The following is a 15,269-nucleotide window of genomic DNA, read 5'->3' as shown; positions in this document are numbered from 1 at the left end:
CGACTTGCCGGGTAAGCGCAGCGCCACCCGGCGAATGAGCATCAGTTCTGCAAAACAGATGACACCAGCAGCTGGGTATACGGATGATGAGGATCGTCGAGCACGCGGTCGGTTAGCCCACTTTCCACCACCTGGCCCTGCTTCATCACCAGCAGGCGGTCCGCCAGCAGGCGCGCAACGCCCAGATCGTGGGTGACAATCACCACGGCAAGGTTCAGCTCCACCACCAGACCGCGCAGCAGGTCGAGCAGGCGCGCCTGCACCGAGACGTCCAGCCCACCGGTGGGCTCATCCATAAACACCAGCTTCGGATGAGTGACCAGGTTGCGGGCGATCTGTAAACGCTGCTGCATGCCGCCGGAGAAGGTGGTGGGCAGGTCGTCGATGCGCGAGGCGGGGATCTCAACCTCTTCAAGCCAGCGCTGCGCCGTAGCGCGAATGCTGCCGTAGTGGCGCGCGCCGGTGGCCATCAGCCGTTCGCCGATGTTGCCTCCCGCCGATACCTGACGGCGCAGGCCGTCCATCGGGTGCTGGTGCACCACGCCCCACTCGGTGCGCAGCAGGCGGCGGCGCTCGGCTTCGCTCATGCCGTACAGCGACCTGCCTTCATACAAAATGTCGCCGTTCTGCGGCGTCAGGCGCGCGGAGATAGACTTCAGCAGGGTGGTTTTGCCGGAGCCGGACTCGCCGACAATGCCCAGCACTTCGCCCGGCCACAGCTCAAACGACACGTCGCTGAAGCCTTTTCCCGGCGCATAAAGATGGGTCAGGTTATTAACCGAAAGCAGCGGTTTCATTGGGCGTTCGCCTCGCTCTGTTGGCGGCAGTAATCGGTGTCGGAGCAGACAAACATCCGTTTGCCCGTGTCGTCCAGCACCACTTCATCCAGATAGCTGTGCGTCGAGCCGCAGATGGCGCACGGCTCGTCCCACTCCTGCACCGTAAACGGGTGATCGTCAAAATCCAGGCTTTCGACGCGCGTCCAGGGCGGGACGGCGTAGATGCGTTTTTCGCGTCCGGCGCCAAAGAGCTGCAGGGCGGGCATCATGTCCATCTTCGGGTTATCGAATTTCGGGATCGGCGACGGGTCCATCACGTAGCGACCGTTCACCTTCACCGGATAGGCGTAGGTGGTGGCGATGTTGCCGAAGCGGGCGATATCTTCATAGAGCTTGACCTGCATGATCCCGTACTCCTCCAGCGCGTGCATGGTGCGGGTTTCGGTTTCGCGCGGCTCGATAAAGCGCAGCGGCTCCGGGATCGGCACCTGGAAAATCAAAATCTGATCTTCCGTCAGCGGGGTCTCCGGGATGCGGTGCCGGGTCTGGATCAGCGTCGCGTCTTCGGTTTTTTCGGTGGTGTTCACCCCCGTTACGCGCTTAAAGAAGTTGCGGATCGATACGGCGTTGGTGGTGTCGTCCGCGCCCTGGTCGATGACCTTCAGCACGTCCGCCTCGCCAATGACGCTGGCGGTAAGCTGGATGCCGCCCGTCCCCCAGCCGTAGGGCATCGGCATTTCACGGCCGCCGAACGGCACCTGATAGCCGGGGATCGCGACCGCTTTTAAGATGGCGCGGCGGATCATGCGTTTGGTTTGCTCATCCAGATAGGCAAAGTTGTAGCCGCTTAAGTTAGCCATTGGCGCGCTCCCGTTGCAGGCGTTTCAGCAGTTCCAGTTCGGCCTGGAAATCGACGTAGTGCGGCAGCTTGAGGTGCGAGACAAAGCCCGCGGCCTCGACGTTATCCGCGTGGGCCAGCACGAACTCCTCGTCCTGCGCCGGGCCGGAGACATGTTCGCCGTAGTCCGGCGCCTGCAGGGCGCGGTCAACCAGCGCCATTGCCATCGCCTTGCGTTCGCCGAGGCCAAACACCAGGCCGTAGCCGCGGGTAAAATGCGGATCTTCATCTTCTGGCGCGACAAAGCCGTTGACCATTTCGCACTCGGTCATCAGCAGTTCGCCGACGTTCACCGCAAAACCCAGCTCTTCCGGCACGATTTCAACGTCGATATAGCCGCTGCGGATCTCCGCCGCGAACGGGTGGTTGCGCCCGTAGCCGCGCTGGGTAGAGTAGGCGAGCGCCAGCAGGTAGCCTTCGTCGCCGCGCATCAGCTGCTGCAGGCGGGACGAGCGCGAGCAGGGGTAAACCGGCGGCGTGCGGGTGATGTCGTCGGGCTGTGCGCCCGTATCTTCTTCCGCCTTCGCCAGCCCCTGGTTTGCCAGCAGGCTGAAGACGTGCGGAGACGGTTCCTGCCCGGCGTCTGACGTGCTGAGCGTTGGGGCTTCGCCGTTCGCCAGCAGGGTGAAGTCCAGCAGGCGATGGGTATAGTCATAAGTCGGGCCAAGCAGCTGGCCGCCGGGAATATCTTTATAAACGGCAGAAATGCGGCGCTCCAGGCGCATCTCCGCCGTGTTCACCGGCTCGCTGACGGCAAGGCGGGGAACGGTGGTGCGCCAGGCGCGCAGCAGAAAGATGGCTTCGACGTTATCGCCGCTGGCCTGCTTCAGCGCCAGCGCTGCAAGCTCGCGGTCGGCCACGCCGCCTTCGGTCATCACCCGGTCGACGGCCAGGTTTAGCTGCTGCTCAATCTGGGCGACGCTGAGCTCGGGAAGCTGTTCATCACCCCGTCGTCTGTGCTCCTGCAATGCATGGGCGGCGGCGATCGCCTTCTCGCCTCCTTTGACGGCTACGTACATCAGCACACCTCCACGTGAGTGGTCCGCGGGATCGCCAGCAGGCGCTCGCCGCAGGTCAGGATCAGGTCAATGCCCAGCGGGAACGGATGCGGGCGCTCGGTCAGCTCGTGAATAATGCACTCCGGCAGACGTGGCGCGACCATGCGTTCGTCGGCAATACCTGCACCGGTCAGGCGCAGCATGCGCCCGCCGCTCAGGCTGGAGACCTGCAAAATCAGCGTGGCGCTGGTTTCAGGGGCGACGGCACTGCCTTCGCTCAGGGCATTCAGCTGCTCATGGCTGATTTGCTCGTCGGCCACGGCAAAGACCGCCTGCTGGGGCCGATCGACCAGCGGTGCGCTGGTGTGAAAACGCAGGTTCTGGCTGGCGATATCGTTCAGTAACGCGCCCGACAGCCACACCGGGGTGTCGTTGTCGGCCAGGGTCAGCAGCACGCTGGTGGAGGCGAGGTTCAGCGGTAGCCAGCCCTGCGAAAGCTGGTGCAGCGAAACGATCACCCCGGGCTCGCTCATGGCCTTCAGCAGACGACGAAAACTCTGTTGGGCATCCTGAACGGCAAGGGTAAAAGCAGGTTGAAGCGTCATGCGTTATCTCCGCGAACGAGCGTAAAGAAGTCGACCCGGCTGGTGTTTACCTCGGCCTGACGCGCGGCAATGCGTGCGGCGCGGTCGGCTTCCAGCGGGGCAATAAGGGTTTCCATTAACGTCTGAAAATGCGGCTGTTCCTGTAAAAGCGCGTCTATTACCGCGCAGCGCTCGGCGTGCGGTTTATCGCGGCCGAGCACATAGCTGTAACCCAGCGTGCCGCTGTGCAGGCGGATTGCCGCGCGGGTAAGGGTGGCGTCACCGGCGAAGAAGCGCTCGCCGGTGCCGCCCATGCGCGCCTGAATTTGTACCAGGCCAATTTCCGGCGCGCGAATGGTGTCGTAGTCCGGCGTCAGGCCGAGCGTTTTCATGCGGCTGTGCAGCGCGGCAGGCTGGCTGTGGGCCAGCACGCGCATCCAGCGCTGACGGGTGGCGGTATCGAAGTGCATTCAGTGCTCCATGGTAAATTCAATCATGTCGGCGCGGGTCAGGCTGACGGAGTATTCCGTTGCGTTGATGTCGCCGTCACGGTGGTTGAGGGTGCGCACGCAGAGCAGCGGGGCCATGTTGGGAATTTCCAGCACCTTGCTCTCTTTCGCCTGCGCGCGGCGGGCGCTGATGCGCGTCTGGGTGCGTTTGAGGGCAATGCCGGTGGCGTCCTGAAGGAAGTCGTGCAGGGAACCGCTGGCAAAATGTTGCAGCACCGGCCAGAGGGTAAGATCCGCGAAGTAGTGGTCGATCTGGCACACCGCCACGCCGTTTACCCGGCGCAACGTGCGCAGATGAACGACGTTGTCGCCCTCCTGGATCCCCAGCGCGTCGGCCACGTGGCTGGAGGCCGGGCGCAGTACCGAGAGCAGCTTTTCGCTGGTGGGATGGCTGCCCTGGTCCAGCAGGTTCTGGCTAAAGCGCGCCTGCGCGTTGAGCGGATAGTCAAACGGGCGCATCAGCACCAGCACGCCCACGCCCTGGCGACGCTGCACCCAGCCGCGCTCCACCAGCTGGTCGATGGCGCGGCGCAGGGTATGACGATTGACCTCGTAGCGGTCGGCAAGCTGCTGCTCGGCGGGCAGGTAGTCACCGCAGCGGTAGTGCGTGCGCAGCTCCACTTCGAGCTTTGCCGCAATCTCTTGCCAGCGGGTGGGGTAACTGGTCGGATGTCTGGATAAGTGCATATAAAACAAAGCCTCGCTTCTCAGATGAAGTGCTTACGCAAACGTTGAGAAAGGAAATCCAGCAGGCTGACGGTGACGATGATAAGCACCATCAGCGCGCAGGTTTGCTGGAACTGGAAACCGCGAATCGCTTCCCACAGGGTGACGCCAATCCCGCCTGCGCCGACCATGCCGACAACGGTGGCGGAGCGGACGTTGGACTCAAAGCGGTACAGGGAGTAGGAGATGAGCAGCGGCATGACCTGCGGCAGCACGCCGTAGAGGATCTCTTCGATTTTGTTCGCACCGGTCGCGCGGATGCCTTCCACCGGGCCGGGCTCGATGGCTTCGACCGCTTCCGAGAGCAGCTTGGAGAGCACGCCGGTGGTATGGATGAACAGCGCCATCACGCCCGCGAACGGACCGAGGCCGACGGCCACCACGAACAGCATTGCAAAGACCATTTCGTTGATGGCGCGGCAGGCGTCCATCAGGCGGCGCATGGGCTGGTATACCCACCACGGCACGATGTTTTCGGCGCTCATCAGGCCAAACGGAATGGAGAGGATCACGGCGAGGGCGGTGCCCCAGACGGCGATTTGCAGCGTGATCGCCATTTCACCGAGGTAGTCCTGCCACTGGCTGAAGTCCGGCGGGAAGAAGTCGGCGGCGAAGGTGGCCATGTTGCCGGAATCCTTGAAGAGCAGCAGCGGATCCATCTCCGCGCCCTTCCAGGAGATAACGAGCACCGCCAGCAGAATGGCCCAGCTTATGAGCGAAAACCAGCTGCGTTTTGGCGGTGGGAGAGTGATGGTTTGCATGATAACTCCGTTGGTTTATGTCCCCTCACCCCGACCCTCTCCCCAAAGGGGCGAGGGGGGAAATAACCGCACCGGGCAGTTCCCTCTCCCCTATGGGGAGAGGGTTAGGGTGAGGGGTAGAAAAGCATTACTGCACCGCTTTATTCACGCTGGTCATGGCGCTCAGCGCGGCGGTCAGACGGTCGAGATCTTCCAGCTGCGCCTTAATTTCCGACACTTTGCTGGTCTTCTCCTCTTCCTTCAGACCCGCGTTATCCTTCACGCCCTGCATCTGTTTAAACAGCGCCAGCTGGCGAATCGGGACCAGCTGCAGATCGCTTGAGGCACGGAACGGTGCCCAGCCCAGACGCTCCAGAACCCCTTTCTCTTCCGGCGTTTTGCCGTAGTTCATGAAGAAGTCGTAGACCTTGTCCTTGGTGCCTTCGGAGAGATTTTTGCGCCACACGATCGGGTCGCCGGGGATCAGCGGTGATTTCCAGATGACCTTCAGCGCCTTCAGCTTGTCCGGCGCGGAGGTCTTCAGCTTGTCGAGGTTTTCGGTGTTGTTGGTGGCGACGTCTACCTGCCCGTTCGCCACGGCCAGCGCGTTGGTTTCGTGCCCGGCGTTCACCGTGCGTTTGAAATCGCTGGCGGAGATGTTGTTTTTCGCGAAGACGTAGTAGCCCGGCACGAGGAAGCCGGACGTCGAGTTCGGGTCGCCGTTACCAAACGTCAGCTCTTTGCGTTTGGCGATCATGTCGTTGAGGTTGTTGATCGGGCTGTCTTTGTTAACGATCAGCACGCTCCAGTAGCCCGGGGAGCCATCTGCCGCAACGGTCTGGGCAAAAACCTGACCGTTGGCGCGGTCCACCGCTTCCATGGCGGAGAGGTTGCCGTACCAGGCGATATCCACTTTATTGAAGCGCATCCCCTGGATGATGCCCGCGTAGTCCGGGGCGAAGAAGGCGTTCACTTTGATCCCCAGTTTGGTTTCCATGTCCTTCAGGAACGGTTCCCACTGCGGCTTCAGGTTTTGCTGTGATTCCGTCGAAATGATGCCGAAGTTCAGCGCTTTTTCCTGTTCCTCGGCGTACGCCGGGCTTAGCAGGGTGCTGATGCTGAACATGCTGGTGAAGGCCAGCGCGGCAACGGCTTTGTAGTTCATTTCCATTCCTCGTTATGCGGACGTTAAGCAGCCTGCGCGCGCTCTTCGACGCGGTTTACGCTGCGGTAGAGACGATCAAAACGTTCGTTATCAAACTGGTGGCTGGCGCCATCGAAGAAGACATGCCCCTGACGCAGGGCAACGATCCGCTCGCAGTAGCGCAGGGCGTAATCCACCTGATGCAGCGTTACCACCACGGTGATGCCGTCGTGCTTGTTGATGTCGCTCAGGGTCTCCATCACGATGCGGGCCGATTCCGGATCCAGCGAGGCGATAGGCTCATCGGCCAGAATGATTTTCGCTTTCTGCATCAGGGCGCGGGCAATGGCCACACGCTGCTGTTGCCCACCGGACAGGGTAGAAACACGCTGGTGGGCGAAATGGGCCATGCCGACGCGGGTCAGCGCCCTTAAGGCGTCTTGCTTCTGGGACGGGGAGAACCAGCGCAGGCAGGTGCGCCAGAACGGGGTGCTGCCGAGCGCGCCAATCAGCACGTTCTCAAGCACCGTCAGGCGGTTTACCAGGTTGAACTGCTGGAAGATACAGCCCGTGCGGGCGCGGCTTTTACGGATATCGCTCGCCAGGCGGCCCGCGCGCTGCACGGTGTTACCCAGCAGCTCAACGTGGCTTTCCGGCGTTTTATCACCGGTGATGAGGCCGCTTAAGTGGCGCAGAAGGGTGGATTTACCTGAACCAGACGGCCCCAGCAGTGCTACCATTTCGCCCTGCTGGACGGTCAGATCAACGGCATGCAGCGCCCTGTTGTGATTGAAGGTCTTGCTCAGTTTCTCGACGCGGATGACAGTTTGCATGTGCTGGGCCTCACGATAAATGTGGCCTCATGCTGGCGCATCAATGTGACATTTGGGTTAAGTGTTGGTTGCGGGAATTTGAAGAGTTGTGCGGAGTTTGATGACAGCCACGCCAGGCCCGGTGAGCCAGGCGTCACCGGGCGCGGTTGCCGGATGCGCAGCGCTTATCCGGCCTGGGACGGTTGCTGTTGCTTAACGACGTTAATCATCCACGGTACGCCGTATTTGTCGGTCACTGTGCCGAATCCGTGCGCCCAGAAGGTTTCCTGCCAGGCCATTTCGATAGTGCCGCCATCGGCGAGGTTGTCGAACCAGCGCTTGCCTTCCGACACGTCCTGGGTGTCGAGCACCAGCGTGAATCCGGCATACTGCGCGCTGCTGCCCGGCGGCAGCCCGTCGCTCATCATGATATCGCTGCCGGCAATGCGAACGTTAGAGTGGGCGATGGCGGAGTCCGGGAAGTTCATGCCCGACGGGCAGCCTTCATCGCTGTTTTCGTCTTTTGGCATTTCACCGAAGGTGATTTTATAGAGAAGCTCTGCGCCGACGGCCTGCTGGTAGAAGGCGGTGGCTTCTGCACAGTTGCCGGCGAAGGAGACGTAGGGACTTAAGGGCATAATCATTACCTCAGGTAAGAGAAGCCCGTTAAGTGTAGTATCCGTCAGCCCGGTGAGCGAAGCGCGACCGGGCGGATAAATCAGTTCTTTTTCACAAATTCAGATTTCAGCTTCATTGGTCCAAAGCCGTCAATTTTGCAGTCGATATTATGATCGCCTTCCACCAGACGGATGTTTTTCACTTTGGTACCAATCTTCAGCATGGAAGAACTGCCTTTAACCTTCAGATCTTTTACTACGGTAACGCTGTCGCCGTCTGCCAGCAGGTTGCCGTTTGCGTCTTTCACAATCAGCGTATCGCTGTCCGGTGCAGGCTCCGCATCATTCCATTCATGGGCGCATTCCGGGCAAATGAACATGCCATTGTCTTCATAGGTGTATTCAGAATTGCATTTCGGGCAGTGTGGAAGTTGCATGTTGGTATCCTCAAAAGTGTTAACACGCTGGAAAATGCCAGCAAATGACGGCAGGATGCCGAAAAAGGCAGCGAGTATAGCGCAAATCCCCACTTTTGTCGGTGATATTATCTTATAAAAATAGCGTATCAATGCTGCCGGGTGAGAGGTATCGTCAGTCATTGAAGGGACGCTTAAGCCCCTAACGGCAGCGATGGTAATGATGCTAACGATATCGAATATTTTATTACAGCAAATTGCTACGCTGTGTCATTTCGGATAAGGTGAAGCCACAAGCCGTTATTTATCCATCTTCTCTTAACCTATACATCTTTTGGTGACGGGGAATACCTCTCTTTTTTGGTGGGTAAATAACGGTGATATATCCTGAAGTTTTCTGAAAATGAGCTCTGTCTATTCACTTTTGGCTTTCTGGCCAGGGGATGCTTAACACGCGTTACAACAATGGGAATTAAATTTCCATTGCCTTCAGTACGTTGTATTAAATGAACATGTTTTCCATACGTGGTCATATAAGCCTAAAAAGCATAATTAAAAAAAGTGGCTTAATAAAAGTAATAAATTTGCGTTAAGGAAAGGCTTTTATCATGCACACACAGACCATATTTGAATTAAGCCAGGAAGCCGAACGTTTGTTGCAGCTCGCGCTGAACAATCTTGCTTCATTAAAATCAATACCGATAGCTAAGCTGGATAGTACAGCCGCTGCGATGAGCGGCATTAATAACAACGTTTTGCCATTACATTTCAGCGCGCGTGGCGTCGATGCGCAGCAGGCGATGCTGAATAATGAATTACGCAAAATAACCCGCCTCGAAATGGTGCTGGCGATTGTTGGCACCATGAAAGCGGGGAAATCGACCACCATCAATGCCATTGTGGGCACCGAGGTGCTGCCCAATCGCAATCGTCCGATGACGGCGCTTCCCACGCTAATCCGCCATACGCCGGGCCAGAAGGAGCCGGTTCTCCATTTTTTACACGTTGCGCCCATTGATATCCTGATTTCTCAGCTGCAGAAAAAATTGTCCGATAAAGATCGCGGCAAGCTGGCGCGGCGTCTGGAAATAGACAAGGACATGAACACGCTGCTGGCGCGCATCGAAAAAGGCGAGGCGTTTGAAAAACATCATCTGGGCGCAGAGCCTATCTTTCACTGCCTGAAAAGCCTGAACGATCTGGTGCGCCTTTCCCAGGCGCTGGGCGTGGAGTTTCCGTTTTCCGAGTATGCGGCGATTGAAAATATTCCGGTGATTGAGGTGGAGTTTGTGCACCTCGCCGGACTGGATGCGCACCTTGGCCAGCTGACGCTGCTCGACACGCCGGGGCCGAACGAGGCCGGTCAGCCGCATCTGCAAAAAATGCTCAGCGAGCAGCTGGCGCGCGCCTCCGCCGTGCTGGCGGTAATGGACTATACCCAGCTCAAATCCATTTCGGACGCAGAGGTTCGTCAGGCGGTTTCGGCGGCGGGAAAATCCGTGCCGCTTTATGCCCTGGTCAATAAGTTCGATCAGAAAGATCGTAACAGCGATGATGCTGAGCAGGTGCGGGCGATGATCTCCGGCACGCTGATGAAGGGGAATATTTCGCCCGGGCAGATTTATCCCGTTTCATCCATGTGGGCCTATCTGGCGAACCGCGCCCGCTATGAGATAAACGCCCACGGGCGGCTTCCCGATCATCAGGATCAGCGCTGGGTACAGGATTTTGCCGAGGCCGCGCTGGGCCGACGCTGGCGAACGGCGGATCTGGACGATATCGACCATATTCGCCACGCGGCAGATCTGCTGTGGGAAGATTCGCTGTTTGAGCAACCGATCCGCAGGCTGATTTACGCGGCTTACGCCAACGCCTCGCTGTTCGCGCTGCGTTCGGCTTCGCATAAGCTGCTTAATTACGCGCAAAACGCCCGAGAGTACCTGGACTTTCGCCATCAGGGGCTGACCGTCGCCTTTGACGAACTGGAGCTGAATATTGCCCGTCTGGAAGAGGATATGGCGATGCTCAGGCAGCGGCAGAGCGCGGTAAGCGATGAGGTGCAGCATGAAGTCGAAGAAGCCCTCAACGCAGCGGATGCGTTCCTGCTTCGCCAGAAAGAAGCGCTTCGGCAGGCGCTAGGCGACATTTTTAGCCGTCCTTATCTTCTTGATTTAGCAGGACGTGAGTCAGCCTGCGCGCATGCTGACGACGCGGACGGGATCCAGCAGCTGGTGCTTGAAGATGAAGGGCAGGCGCAGATTTTGCTGAATAAGATCAGATCGTCATGCGAACCGATCGTGCTGGATGCGCAGAGCAGGATTAGCCGGGAGCTGGCGCTACGCTTCGATCAGCTGGAGTCCACGCTGGCCCGCTCTCTGAACGAGGCCATACGCCCCATCGAGACGCGAATTAAAGAACAGCTCAGCCATGCCGGTTTTCGGGCGCGGATCAGCTTTCCGGCGTTTCAGGCGAACCAGCTTAATTTCAATACGCGCGGGCTGTTTAATGATGCCATTGTGCGGGACACCCCTCCAGCCGATCGGCCTTCAGGGACGGGCAGCATGCGGGAGACCGTCTCGCGCTGGCTCAATAATCCGTCCTGGGGCTGGGAGGAATATGTGGCGACCCGCACACGATACGTCATCAACATCGCTCAGCTTCATGACAACTTTACGCAGCATACCGATCGGTTTTGCGATCAAATCCGTAAAGCTTTGGCTGCGCAGGTCGATGTTTCTGTTACGGCGGGTATGGCAACGTTCTTTGCGGAATTTTCGTTATGCCTGACCGGTTTACAGGAAAGCTTGCGTGATAGCCTTGCCGTGCGGCAGCAAAATGAGCGTTCAACCCGGGCGCTTAGCCAGCAGCTGAAGCAAAGTATGACCACAGCGGCGTGGATTCAGGAAGATACCCGACTGTTACGCGATGACATTCAAACCTTATTCGCGGCAGAGCAACCATGACAACACGGCTACTGGACGGTCCCGGGCGGACGCTGGAGTGTATTCATCCCAAATTTATGGTCGATCTGGTGCAGGGGGTGGATGCTGCGCGTCATTCCCTCTCCGGGCCACAGCAGCTGCAGTTTCGTGAGCGTTTGACGCAGGAAATCATTTTGCACGCCCGGCTGCGGGCGTGGGCCATGGCGGGAATGCTCAACGAAAATGCAGCATTACGGATGGGGCTGGCGGAGAAGCTGGCCGGTATGCTCGATCCCGGGCACCTGGCGCTGACCCGTATGACCGACAGGCTGGTAGCCCTGCGCCAGCAGGCTAATCCACGCCTTCCTCAGTCTCCCGGAGTGTTACAGCAGTGCGAGGCGCTCTCCGCTCATTTCAGCCAGCGTGCCGCCTATAAAGAGAAAGCGCTTGCCCAGCGCGGCCTGATGGTTCAGGCAGGGGAGCACAGCGAGCAAATCTTTACCCGCTGGCGGGCCAGGCAGTATGACGGCTGGTCGCTGGCTGGCCGCTGCTATATTGTCCTGGAGGAGCTGCGCTGGGGCGCCTTTGGCGATGCCTGCCGCCTGGCAAATCACGATGTGGCGGCAATGCTTAAGGATAACCTGCGCAGCATGGCGGCTAACTATCTGGCGCAGGGGATTAATGCCTCTCCCACGACCCGCCATTTTTATCATCAATGGCTGACGACGCCCGCTTCTCCCGATCTGACGGATTATAAAGACATGCTGGGCTGGCTGGGGGACTGGTGTCAGGCGGATAACCACCCGCTGTGCTGGTCGGTGACGCAGAGCTGGCAGACGGTTGCGTTGGGTATGCCGAGGCTCTGTTCGGCAAAACGGCTGGTAGATGGCATGGTGGAGGAGATTTTTGGCGCGTGAGATGCCCCCTCGTTGGGAAGAGGGGGGCGACAGGATCAGTGGTGCATTTCTACCGCTTTTGGTTCTGCCTGAGTCTCCGGAACCTGTCCAAAGCGTCTGGCGTACAGCGCCGTGATGATCGGCACCAGAATTGCGGTCACAATCACGCTGGCGGCAACCAGAGCTGTGGCGGAGGCCGCAACCGGTTCGAAGGCCGGGTTAATCTGGGCAATAATCACCGGGTTGGCTACCGCTGCGCCCGCTGCTGACGAGGCGGCCACGCCTGCCGTTCCGTTGCCACCCCCGATTACGCGGTCTGCAATAATCAGCGGAATACCCGTGATGATGATAACTGCCACACCCAGCACAATGCCCAGCAGGCCGGTTTCCAGGATCACGTTCAGGTTGATGGTATTGCCCAGCGCGAAACCGAAGAATGGGATCAGCACCGGCGTAGCTTTGCTGAAGAAATCGCGCAGATCGTGATCGAGGTTACCCAGCGCGAAGCCGATCAGGAATGGCAGAATTGCGCCGACAAAGTGGTGAGGTTCAAAGGAGGCGAGGCCCGCAGAGCCCAGGATCAGCATGGTCATCAACGGACCCGACTCCAGGGACATCAGCACGAACGCGCCCGACTCTTCTTTGGTGCCGTATTGATTCATCAGGCTGGCATACAGACCGCCGTTGGTCATATCCATCGCTGAGACAATCGCCAGAACGGATAACCCGGCGAAGAATCCGGTCTGGATCCCATTCTCCGGAATGAACATCGCGCAGACCATGGCAACAACCCAGGCGACCGCTATTTTAGTAATAACCAGCGTCCCCGATTTACGTAATACCGTACCTGTTGCACGTAAGTTAATAGACGCGCCGATGCAAAAGAACCAGACGGCCAGAATCGGTACCGTTCCGGTAATCATTCCTTTTGTAAAACCACCAAAATAAGCGCCGGTATTCGGAGCCAGCGTATTTAATATCGCACCAAGTACCAGCGGGACCAGCATCATCCCACCAGGGATGCGTTCTATTGTTGCTTTAATCTTCATCATTAACCCTCACATCTCGCCCGCTTGGCTGGCGGAAAGCTTTAAAAAAATAGCTCAATAAATTCAACTAATTGGCTTATGGACAGGCCAGTTAATTGGTCACTTATGCTGTAAAGCGAAATACTGGCTTTCATTCAGCCTTCGCTTGAAAGCCGTTGAGAAATCGTGTTCGGATTTATGATGCGATCTTTGGAATTGTGATTCAATGAAAATAAAACAGTGTTTTAGTTATCTTCGTCACATATTCAATGTAAACCGCGTTTCCCGCTGTTAATTATTAAATTTTGTGTAAATTCGATGTGAAGAAATGTGATTGTTTTTGGTTTTGAAAGGAATAATAACGCCCGTGAAGATCTCTTCGTGAAGGAGATTGCGAATGACCTTAATTCTCGGGAATTGACAAAAGCTGAAGCCACTTTACGAACGCGAAAAATATATGTGAAGTTGATCACATATATAAACGCTGGTAGGGTAAAAAGGTCATTAGCTGCCCAGACAGGCGTCAACAGGTTCGGTTGTATCGACGTAAAACGTCAATGTAAGTAAACCTGCTACGCTTGAATAAGGAGATTCGCATGGAGCGGATCCCTGGTTCACAGAGTGCTAAATACGCTGTGAAACGGACGGGGCTGAGTCTACGAGGAAAGCTATGCTTAGAAGGAAAAAGGTTAAACCCATCACGCTGCGCGATGTCACCATTATTGATGACGCTAAGCTGCGCAAAGCGATTACGGCGGCCTCGCTCGGTAATGCGATGGAGTGGTTCGATTTTGGCGTCTACGGCTTTGTTGCCTACGCGCTTGGTAAAGTGTTCTTCCCTGGTGCCGATCCCAGCCTGCAGATGATTGCCGCGCTGGGTACGTTCTCTGTTCCCTTCCTTATTCGCCCTCTCGGTGGCCTTTTCTTCGGCATGCTGGGTGATAAATATGGTCGCCAGAAGATCCTGGCTATTACCATCGTCATTATGTCGATAAGTACATTCTGTATCGGCCTTATTCCCTCCTACGCGACCATTGGCATATGGGCGCCAATTCTGCTGTTGATCTGTAAGATGGCACAGGGCTTCTCCGTTGGCGGCGAATATACCGGCGCGTCGATTTTTGTCGCCGAGTATTCTCCGGACCGTAAACGCGGCTTTATGGGCAGCTGGCTGGACTTTGGCTCGATTGCCGGGTTCGTCATGGGCGCGGGGGTCGTGGTGCTGATCTCAACCGTGGTCGGGGAAGAGAACTTCCTCAGCTGGGGCTGGCGTATCCCGTTCTTCCTGGCGCTGCCGCTGGGCATCATCGGTCTATACCTGCGCCACGCGCTGGAAGAGACGCCTGCATTCCAGCAGCACGTAGAAAAACTGGAGCAGGGCGACCGCGAAGGGTTGCAGGATGGCCCGAAAGTGTCGTTCAAGGAGATTGCAACCAAACACTGGCGCAGCCTGCTGACCTGTATTGGCCTGGTGATCTCCACCAACGTCACCTATTACATGCTGTTGACCTACATGCCGAGCTATCTGTCGCATAACCTGCACTACTCGGAAGACCACGGTGTGCTGATTATTATCGCCATCATGGTGGGTATGCTGTTTGTGCAGCCGATTATGGGTCTGCTGAGCGACCGCTTTGGCCGTAAACCATTCATCATTCTCGGCAGCGTCGCGCTGTTCGCCCTGGCTATTCCGGCCTTTATCCTGATTAACAGTAATGTGCTGGGGCTGATTTTCGCCGGTCTGCTGATGCTGGCGGTGATCCTTAACTGCTTTATCGGGGTGATGGCTTCTACGTTGCCGGCAATGTTCCCGACGCATATTCGCTACAGTGCGCTGGCGGCAGCCTTCAACATCTCCGTTCTGATTGCGGGCCTGACGCCGACGCTTGCCGCTTCCCTGGTGGAGAGCACGCAGAATCTGATGATGCCTGCCTATTACCTGATGGTCATTGCGGTGGTCGGCCTGATTACCGGTATTACCATGAAGGAGACGGCGAACCGTCCGCTGAAAGGGGCAACGCCCGCGGCGTCCGATATTCAGGAAGCGAAAGAGATCCTGCGTGAGCACTACGATAATGTAGAGCAGAAGATTGAAGATATTGACGCAGAGATTGAAGAGCTTCAGAAAAAACGCTCTCGCCTTGTTGACCAGCATCCGCGAATCAACGAGTAATAAAAAAACCCGCCGCTGGCGGGTTTTC

At 57.6% G+C, this 15,269-nt stretch carries 15 protein-coding genes; 3 read left to right on the top strand and 12 right to left on the bottom strand.

From position 1 onward, the window contains the following. Positions 1-41: 41 nt before the first annotated feature. The 11 genes from phnK to HWQ14_RS03025 form a co-directional block, all read right to left on the bottom strand. Complete coding sequence (gene phnK, locus HWQ14_RS03075; RefSeq protein WP_148422159.1) at positions 42-797, bottom strand: phosphonate C-P lyase system protein PhnK; 756 nt, start codon at positions 795-797, stop codon at positions 42-44. Further along, entirely contained in the window at positions 794-1,639 is an 846-nt protein-coding gene (phnJ, locus tag HWQ14_RS03070) for an alpha-D-ribose 1-methylphosphonate 5-phosphate C-P-lyase PhnJ (protein WP_176608936.1), read from the bottom strand. Before phnJ ends, phnK begins: the two co-directional genes overlap by 4 nt. Then, positions 1,632-2,696: a carbon-phosphorus lyase complex subunit PhnI gene (locus HWQ14_RS03065; RefSeq protein WP_176608935.1), complete on the bottom strand. Its 1,065-nt coding sequence runs from the start codon at positions 2,694-2,696 to the stop codon at positions 1,632-1,634. Before HWQ14_RS03065 ends, phnJ begins: the two co-directional genes overlap by 8 nt. Further along, complete coding sequence (gene phnH / locus HWQ14_RS03060) at positions 2,696-3,280, bottom strand: phosphonate C-P lyase system protein PhnH (RefSeq protein WP_176608934.1); 585 nt, start codon at positions 3,278-3,280, stop codon at positions 2,696-2,698. The genes HWQ14_RS03065 and phnH overlap by 1 nt, the downstream gene beginning before the upstream one ends. Continuing rightward, positions 3,277-3,729 carry a phosphonate C-P lyase system protein PhnG gene (gene phnG / locus HWQ14_RS03055; protein ID WP_176608933.1) on the bottom strand — a complete coding sequence of 151 codons (453 nt, stop codon included), beginning with the start codon at positions 3,727-3,729 and terminating at the stop codon, positions 3,277-3,279. Before phnG ends, phnH begins: the two co-directional genes overlap by 4 nt. Next, positions 3,730-4,455: a phosphonate metabolism transcriptional regulator PhnF gene (gene phnF / locus HWQ14_RS03050; protein ID WP_176608932.1), complete on the bottom strand. Its 726-nt coding sequence runs from the start codon at positions 4,453-4,455 to the stop codon at positions 3,730-3,732. It abuts the gene before it with no gap. A gap of 20 nt (positions 4,456-4,475) precedes the next feature. Continuing rightward, on the bottom strand, positions 4,476-5,255 hold the full coding sequence (phnE, locus tag HWQ14_RS03045) for a phosphonate ABC transporter, permease protein PhnE (RefSeq protein ID WP_032646912.1): 780 nt from the start codon (positions 5,253-5,255) through the stop codon (positions 4,476-4,478). A gap of 127 nt (positions 5,256-5,382) precedes the next feature. Further along, positions 5,383-6,399, bottom strand: a complete 1,017-nt coding sequence (gene phnD / locus HWQ14_RS03040) for a phosphonate ABC transporter substrate-binding protein (protein WP_176608931.1) — start codon at positions 6,397-6,399, stop codon at positions 5,383-5,385. A 23-nt stretch (positions 6,400-6,422) separates the two neighbouring features. Beyond that, positions 6,423-7,211 (bottom strand): phosphonate ABC transporter ATP-binding protein, encoded by a 789-nt coding sequence (gene phnC / locus HWQ14_RS03035; RefSeq protein ID WP_176608930.1) that lies wholly within the window; start codon positions 7,209-7,211, stop codon positions 6,423-6,425. A gap of 164 nt (positions 7,212-7,375) precedes the next feature. Beyond that, on the bottom strand, positions 7,376-7,828 hold the full coding sequence (yjdN, locus tag HWQ14_RS03030; RefSeq protein WP_148422147.1) for a VOC family metalloprotein YjdN: 453 nt from the start codon (positions 7,826-7,828) through the stop codon (positions 7,376-7,378). Positions 7,829-7,908: 80 nt separating this feature from the next. After that, positions 7,909-8,244: a zinc ribbon domain-containing protein YjdM gene (locus HWQ14_RS03025; RefSeq protein WP_148422145.1), complete on the bottom strand. Its 336-nt coding sequence runs from the start codon at positions 8,242-8,244 to the stop codon at positions 7,909-7,911. Between the two features lie 587 nt (positions 8,245-8,831). On the opposite strand from HWQ14_RS03025, the gene crfC reads away from it, so the two are divergent. Continuing rightward, positions 8,832-11,186 (top strand): clamp-binding protein CrfC, encoded by a 2,355-nt coding sequence (gene crfC / locus HWQ14_RS03020; protein WP_176608929.1) that lies wholly within the window; start codon positions 8,832-8,834, stop codon positions 11,184-11,186. Further along, positions 11,183-12,061, top strand: a complete 879-nt coding sequence (locus HWQ14_RS03015) for a diguanylate cyclase regulator RdcB family protein (protein WP_176608928.1) — start codon at positions 11,183-11,185, stop codon at positions 12,059-12,061. Before crfC ends, HWQ14_RS03015 begins: the two co-directional genes overlap by 4 nt. A 35-nt stretch (positions 12,062-12,096) precedes the next feature. Here HWQ14_RS03015 and kdgT read toward each other — a convergent pair whose 3' ends face one another. Continuing rightward, entirely contained in the window at positions 12,097-13,089 is a 993-nt protein-coding gene (kdgT, locus tag HWQ14_RS03010) for a 2-keto-3-deoxygluconate transporter (RefSeq protein ID WP_148422285.1), read from the bottom strand. A gap of 649 nt (positions 13,090-13,738) precedes the next feature. Here kdgT and proP point away from each other — a divergent pair. Continuing rightward, on the top strand, positions 13,739-15,241 hold the full coding sequence (gene proP, locus HWQ14_RS03005; protein WP_148422140.1) for a glycine betaine/L-proline transporter ProP: 1,503 nt from the start codon (positions 13,739-13,741) through the stop codon (positions 15,239-15,241). Positions 15,242-15,269: the final 28 nt, after the last annotated feature.

The organism is Enterobacter cloacae (assembly GCF_013375935.1).
GTDB lineage: Bacteria > Pseudomonadota > Gammaproteobacteria > Enterobacterales > Enterobacteriaceae > Enterobacter > Enterobacter pasteurii.
The sequence above is the reverse complement of the archived record's forward strand: the minus strand, read 5'-3'. Positions and strand labels throughout refer to the sequence as shown.